The sequence below is a fragment of the Halothiobacillus sp. genome (assembly GCF_028710545.1).
Classification (GTDB): Bacteria; Pseudomonadota; Gammaproteobacteria; order Halothiobacillales; family Halothiobacillaceae; genus Halothiobacillus.
Window position 1 is genome coordinate 1 of sequence record NZ_JAQTTX010000087.1, and the last position, 5,841, is coordinate 5,841.

The 5,841-nt window shown below is 53.8% G+C and carries 8 protein-coding genes and 1 pseudogene; 5 read left to right on the forward strand and 4 right to left on the reverse strand.

Features of this window, described 5'->3' with window-relative positions; translation table 11 throughout:
* Both PHD44_RS12125 and PHD44_RS12130 read right to left on the reverse strand, forming a co-directional pair.
* Positions 1-148: pseudogene (locus PHD44_RS12125) on the reverse strand (IS5/IS1182 family transposase); the annotation flags it as partial.
* Between the two features lie 591 nt (positions 149-739).
* Complete coding sequence (locus tag PHD44_RS12130; RefSeq protein ID WP_300192087.1) at positions 740-1,390, reverse strand: OmpA family protein; 651 nt, start codon at positions 1,388-1,390, stop codon at positions 740-742.
* A 615-nt stretch (positions 1,391-2,005) separates the two neighbouring features.
* On the opposite strand from PHD44_RS12130, the gene PHD44_RS12135 reads away from it, so the two are divergent.
* From PHD44_RS12135 to PHD44_RS12155, 5 genes are read left to right on the forward strand one after another with little or no spacing between them, the layout of a single operon-like run.
* A complete protein-coding gene (locus tag PHD44_RS12135; RefSeq protein WP_300192099.1) occupies positions 2,006-2,947 on the forward strand; it encodes an IS110 family transposase in 942 nt (313 codons plus the stop codon).
* Between the two features lie 50 nt (positions 2,948-2,997).
* Entirely contained in the window at positions 2,998-3,528 is a 531-nt protein-coding gene (locus PHD44_RS12140; protein WP_300192089.1) for a hypothetical protein, read from the forward strand.
* Between the two features lie 57 nt (positions 3,529-3,585).
* On the forward strand, positions 3,586-3,819 hold the full coding sequence (locus PHD44_RS12145; protein ID WP_300192091.1) for an AbrB/MazE/SpoVT family DNA-binding domain-containing protein: 234 nt from the start codon (positions 3,586-3,588) through the stop codon (positions 3,817-3,819).
* Positions 3,816-4,232 (forward strand): type II toxin-antitoxin system VapC family toxin, encoded by a 417-nt coding sequence (locus tag PHD44_RS12150; RefSeq protein ID WP_300192093.1) that lies wholly within the window; start codon positions 3,816-3,818, stop codon positions 4,230-4,232. Before PHD44_RS12145 ends, PHD44_RS12150 begins: the two co-directional genes overlap by 4 nt.
* Before the next feature lie 15 nt (positions 4,233-4,247).
* Positions 4,248-4,538, forward strand: coding sequence for a HigA family addiction module antitoxin (locus PHD44_RS12155; RefSeq protein WP_300192101.1), 291 nt, complete (start codon positions 4,248-4,250; stop codon positions 4,536-4,538).
* Positions 4,539-4,569: 31 nt separating this feature from the next.
* On the opposite strand, the gene PHD44_RS12160 is transcribed toward PHD44_RS12155, so the two are convergent.
* Positions 4,570-5,271, reverse strand: a complete 702-nt coding sequence (locus tag PHD44_RS12160; protein ID WP_300192095.1) for a hypothetical protein — start codon at positions 5,269-5,271, stop codon at positions 4,570-4,572.
* A 262-nt stretch (positions 5,272-5,533) separates the two neighbouring features.
* The coding region (locus tag PHD44_RS12165; RefSeq protein ID WP_300192097.1) for an integrase core domain-containing protein at positions 5,534-5,841 on the reverse strand (308 nt) is incomplete at its 5' end.

The following is a 5,841-nucleotide window of genomic DNA, read 5'->3' on the forward strand; positions in this document are numbered from 1 at the left end:
GGGGCGCAATGCGGTCAACTTCTGCAGCTAAGGCCGCAAAGTCAATGCAGGACGCGATCTCGCTGAGTGGGTCGCCCAGCTTGTCAATGGTCTGCTTGTGATGCTGGTCGGCAAATAGGTCGGTCTTGATGGCGCTGCGTCGTTTCATTGGAAGCAAAAGAGATGGTGGTCAGATGAATCGAATTTTACCGGATGCTGTGGGGAATGGATGGGGTTTTTCGAGGTGCCCAACAATGAGCGTGCTGGCTAGGGAAGCGAGTTCCGGAATGAAGCTTGGCTTGCCATCCAACGTATTCGAGGGTTTCCTGATGCCTGGTCACCGTTAGGTGGCCACATCCGAAGATGTCAGTTGCGCCGCTTCCCAATATGGCCTCATCTACGAACCAACAGCGAGTGAGATTGTCATCATTGCTGTCGCTCACTAACATCGCCGACCCGAGCACTGGCGCTCTCGTGTCGAATAAACGGTAGTTGCCAATATGAATCCCCCGGGCATGAGGATGCTTCAACTCTTAAGCGTGTGAAGCCATAAAAACGAAGAAATACTCCCCGGGCTTTCGAGAGCGAGTAGTTCGCATGGCACATGAGCTTCGGGTTGGAAATCCGTCGGTTCATGCAGAGCTGCATAAAAAAGAACCGCTGATTAATTCAGCGGTTCTTTACGGTGCGTTTGATTCCCGTCTTAAGCAATCGTGGTGGCGTTTATGCAACCCCACCAACCTGCCACAGAGCAAAAATTTTACTGGGCAGGGACGATCAGAATATCGACCCGGCGATTTTGCGCCCGGCCTGCCGCTGTTGCGTTGGAAGCGATTGGCCGCGTCATGCCGTAACCGACCGCCTGAATGCGGTTATAGGGCACGCCATACTGTGACAGCGCGCTGGCCACGCTTTGCGCGCGATTGAGCGAAAGTTGCTGGTTGTATGTGGCCGAACCGGTCGAGTCGGTATTGCCTTCTACCCGCACGATCGTGCCGGGATACTGGTTGACGCTTTGCGCCAACTGTTGCAAAACGGGCATGAACTGCGGTTTGAGCGTCGCGCTATTGGTATTGAAGGTGATTGCCTCGGGCGCCTGCAAATGGATGCCGTCACCCTGACGCTGAACCTCAACACCGGTATTGGCCATTTGCTGCTGCAACTGCGCCGCCTGTTTATCCATCTGGTTGCCGATCAGACCACCGACACCGGCTCCTACCGCAGCACCGATCAGCGTACCGCCCGTCTTGTTGCCACTGCCTGCAATGAGGTTACCGGCCAATGCACCGACACCGGCGCCGATCGTTGCGCCACCTGCCGTGTTGCCGTATTGCCCTTGATAGGGATTTTGTGCACAGCCCGCCAGAACAGTCATGGCGGCCATCACGCCGAATACAACGATTTTTTTCATCTCAAGAACTCCTGTTGCCCCGCTGATGCGGGAATAAACCGACCAGAATCTGGCCAAACACCCAACTGTCGAAAGCAAGCCTTCACTTAACTCATTCCTGTCAGAATAACAGCGTTCCGATCAACCGGGACGAAAACCTCAGTCGACCTCGCATGCACCGCGGGAGGTCTGCCGAATCGCCGCCATATCAAGGACGTATTTGCGGCAACCCGGCATCAGACAGGCGTTGTGTTCCTGCCCCAAGCCCGGCCCTATTTATAGCATTTTCTTATTTTGTCGACTTATCTTCTAGAAGACCCTAGGACTTTCGCAAGCCTTGGTTTCACCTCCCTCTCCCCTTGCGGGAGAGGGTTGGGGAGAGGGGTGTCAGTAAAAACAAAGGCTTGTGTCAGCATCTCCACCCCCACCCCAACCCCTTGTATGTTTCATTTTGCCGGACAAGGCGGGTAAATTGTTAGTCGATTTTGTCTGGCCCGGCAAGGCAGCTCGTCTACCCCTTGGGACTCCAAGCCCGTGGGAGAGCAAGGAGCGTCGTGCCGGTTTTTCATTGTCAACCCGAACGGTTGCCTGGGCCGATAAGCCCGCATTTTTGCAAGGATGGGTGCCATGAATGAAATGATCGTGGAGAAGTTTGTCGGCATCGACGTGTCCAAAGCCACGTTGGACGTATGTATCGAGCCAGCCATACAGAGCCTGCATGTGGCTTACGATGAGGCGGGGATCCGCCAAATCGTCGAGCGCCTGAACGAGGTCAGTCCGACCTTGATCGTGATCGAAGCCACCGGCGGCTTGGAAGTTCGTATCGCGACGGAATTGGCCAGCAAAGGATTGCCGGTTGCGGTCATCAACCCGCGCCAGGCTCGGGACTTTGCCAAGGCCACCGGACGCTTGGCCAAGACCGATCAGGTGGATGCGGCGGTCTTGGCGGCCTTTGCCAAAGCAGTTCGGCCACAAGTTCGGCCACTCAAGGACGAGGACACCCGTGCCTTGAGTGACATGGTGAGCCGGCGCCGTCAGCTCATCGACATGCGCGTTCAAGAGACGCTGCGGCTCGGCACCGCGGCCTCGAAACCGCTGCAAAAAAGCTTGAATCAGCATATCGCCTGGCTGGATAAGCGGATTGCCGAATTGGATGACGACTTGACCAAACGGTTGCGCGAATCGGATGCCTGGCGAGCCAAGGACGATCTGTTGCGTAGCATTCCGGGCGTGGGGGCGGTGACCACGACCACCATGCTGGCCAAGTGCCCCGAGCTTGGCACGCTGAACCGCCGCGAAATTGCGGCGCTGACGGGTGTTGCGCCGCTGGCCAACGACAGCGGCAAGCATCGCGGGAGGCGTTTTGTCTGGGGCGGTCGAGCGGATGTGCGAGCTGTGTTGTACATGGCGACGGTCTCCGCGATGCGTTGCAACGCCGTCATCAAGGCCTTTGCCGAGCGCCTGAAACAGGCTGGCAAACCGCCTAAAGTCGTCATCGTCGCTTGTATGAGAAAGCTTTTGACCATCATGAATTCCATGTTGAAAAACAACACCCCTTGGAACCCGAAAATGGCTTGACTTGAGACACGGTTGCTACCCCTCCTCCCGAAAATCGCCAAGATGCTTCGATGGCTGATTCGGTGGTCGGTGGTGGTGATTCCGATGAACTCAGCGAACAGCATGCCACCCAGTCACCCCAGACAATCGCAACGCCGAGGCAATCGAGCCATACGGCTGCCCAAACGATCAAACCGGCTTCTTGGGAAGAAAAACTGATCTTTCCCGACGGGTTACGGGATCGTGATAAAACCTCGATCTTCCACCACTTGCAGCGCTGCCCTGCCGATCAAAGGCAAGCAGTTGTTGATGAATTGGCGGCGCGACTGGGGCGAGTGAAAACCCCATCGGGGTATGTGCGAAAGCTCGTGGATTGCGTGCTCAGCGGTGAATTTATCCCCGAGGCAGGCATCCAGTTGGCTGAGGCGCGTGAACGCCGTAAAAACGATTTCCAAAGCCGATTGCCCACTCGAAGACCCGCACCATCTGAATCGGTGCGAGCAGAAATTGAGCGCCTGACCGCCGAAATGGTGGCAGCACAACGCGCAGGCGATTTCAAACGCTACAGCAGGCTCGGGGCTCAGGTTGGGCGGTTGAGTTGATTTTTATTAACCTGATGATAAAATTCTTACACGGTAATACTTTGATGAGAAAAGATAATGGATACAACAACCGTGACAAGTAAAGGGCAAGTAACTATCCCTCAATCCCTTAGAAAGCAAATGGGCATACGACAGGGGAGCAAAGTTGAGTTTGTCTTTGTCGAAGATCATGTGGAAATGAGGGTTATTCATACGCCGCAACCTACGCCCATTAGTGGGTTTGGTATGCTTAAATCCAAGCGCCCAGCTGTTCCGGTAGATTTTGATCCAGCCAGTTTGATGGCGCCATGATCGGCCTTGATACCAATGTTTTAGCGCGTTATTTCATTCAAGACGAAGCCGATGCCGAAGCTGAGAATCAACGCGAAGCCGCAAAGCGCTTGATTGATTCTGGTGCATCACTGAAGGTGAGCAAATCGGTGCTTCTTGAACTTGAGTGGGTCATGCGTGGATATTACGGCTTTCCCATCGCCGAAATTCTGGTCGTCATGCAACATTTGCTATCTTTGCCTCAAGTCGAAATTGAAGATCGAAATACTGTGGCACAGGCTCTGTCTCACGCAGCAGGTGGTTTGGATTTCGCTGATGCCCTGCATTTAGCAAGTTACCGAGACTGCCAGAGCATGGCATCATTTGATGACCGAAAGTTTGCTCGACGTGCCAAGCGGATGAATCTTTCGCCTAAAGTGATTATTCCCAAGTAGCCATTCTGTTCAACTATCGATATGTACAACCCACTGCACCCTGGTGAAATTTTAAGGGAAGATGTTTTACTCGGATTGGGAATCACCATAACCCAAGCCGCACAGCAGTTAGGGGTCACTCGTGCCGCCTTGTCACGCGTGCTTAATGGGCATGCGGCCATATCCCCAGAAATGGCTTTGCGGATCGAGCGCTGGCTGGGGGTGGAGCAAGGCGGTCGCGCTGAGTTGTGGGCGGGGATGCAACTTGATCACGATATGTGGCGGGTTCGGCAAAAAGCCATTCAATCTGAGCTAACTCATATTTGACTCCCTCGCTCTCAGGAGCGTGCACAGTCACTTAATGATGACTGCGCTCATCATTAGGCACCGCGCCGATATGCGCCTTGTATGAGCTGATCCAGTCGGTTGCGATTTCATGCTGGGCTTGCGCCAGGGGCATTTCCCCATGACACACCAAGGCATGCAGCTTGTTCTCTAATTTGTCTTTGGCATAACTGCCCCAACCACCCATCACATGATGCGGCTCTGGCCACAGATTCTTCGGGGAATCCAGCGAACCGCCCAACTCCAAACTGATGAGGTGGTCTTCCTCGTAGTCATAGAGACGGGTATCGCTGTAGCCATATTCTCTGATTTGTGCGCGCTTGAGTTTTTCGGTGTACGCCTCTTCGGGGCGAATCGATTTGGTGTAGCCACCACGGCGACAAATCATTTCATCGAGATTTTGTTGGGTTACAGCCGAGTTGATGGCGCCGGGCGTTAATTTGGGATTTGGCATGGCCTGAGATTCGGGTGATACGGCGGCGTATCGACCGTCGGCCTGTAGGCCACCGGCGTTGGCTCCACCACCCTGCCCTATTGACTGATTTTGCTCATGCTGGCGCTGATAGCCATCTATTGCTTTTTCTCCCTCGTGCGCCACGATCGCGCCCGCTGCATAGCCTGCGGCATGTTCGGCGATATGGCCAAAAAAACCAGCATTTGCTATTGGGAATAAAACCGCCAAGAGCAATCCAGTCATCACTGCGTTTTTATTCATAGATAATTCCCTGATAAATACTTTAGATTAATGGGATGATGAGTTTCCCCATCACCCCTTTGATACATTGGTATCACGCATTAACGCGATACCGATTTTTGGCGTCGATTATTAATTTCTTGTTCGACTTGTTTTCTCACGTCTGGATTTTGCTGCATGATTTTAGTGGCTTTAAGTTGATCATTCCAATCTTTTCCCATTGTGGGTTTTAATCGGGTCGCATCAGGGTACAGTGGACCCATCCGTCAAGACAGAAATCGGTCTAATTTAAGCTGGTTTGTCCGTCTGTCTCGCAACTGCATGGCGTTGCCCCATTCTTGCCAAATTTGTCCACTATCCTTGCGCCGCCACCGCTGGCTGTCGCGTACACCGTTGCCGGTGTGCGATTGCCCAATGACTGGTGTGGGCGTTCGTCGTTGTAAAACACGAAGTATTCCGTCAGACCCAGTATCAGTTCCATCGCGTTGCGGTAGTCCTTCAAGTACACGTCTTCGTATTTGACGCTGCGCCATAACCGTTCAACGAAGATGTTGTCCAGCGCCCGCCCGCGTCCGTCCATGCTGATGGCTA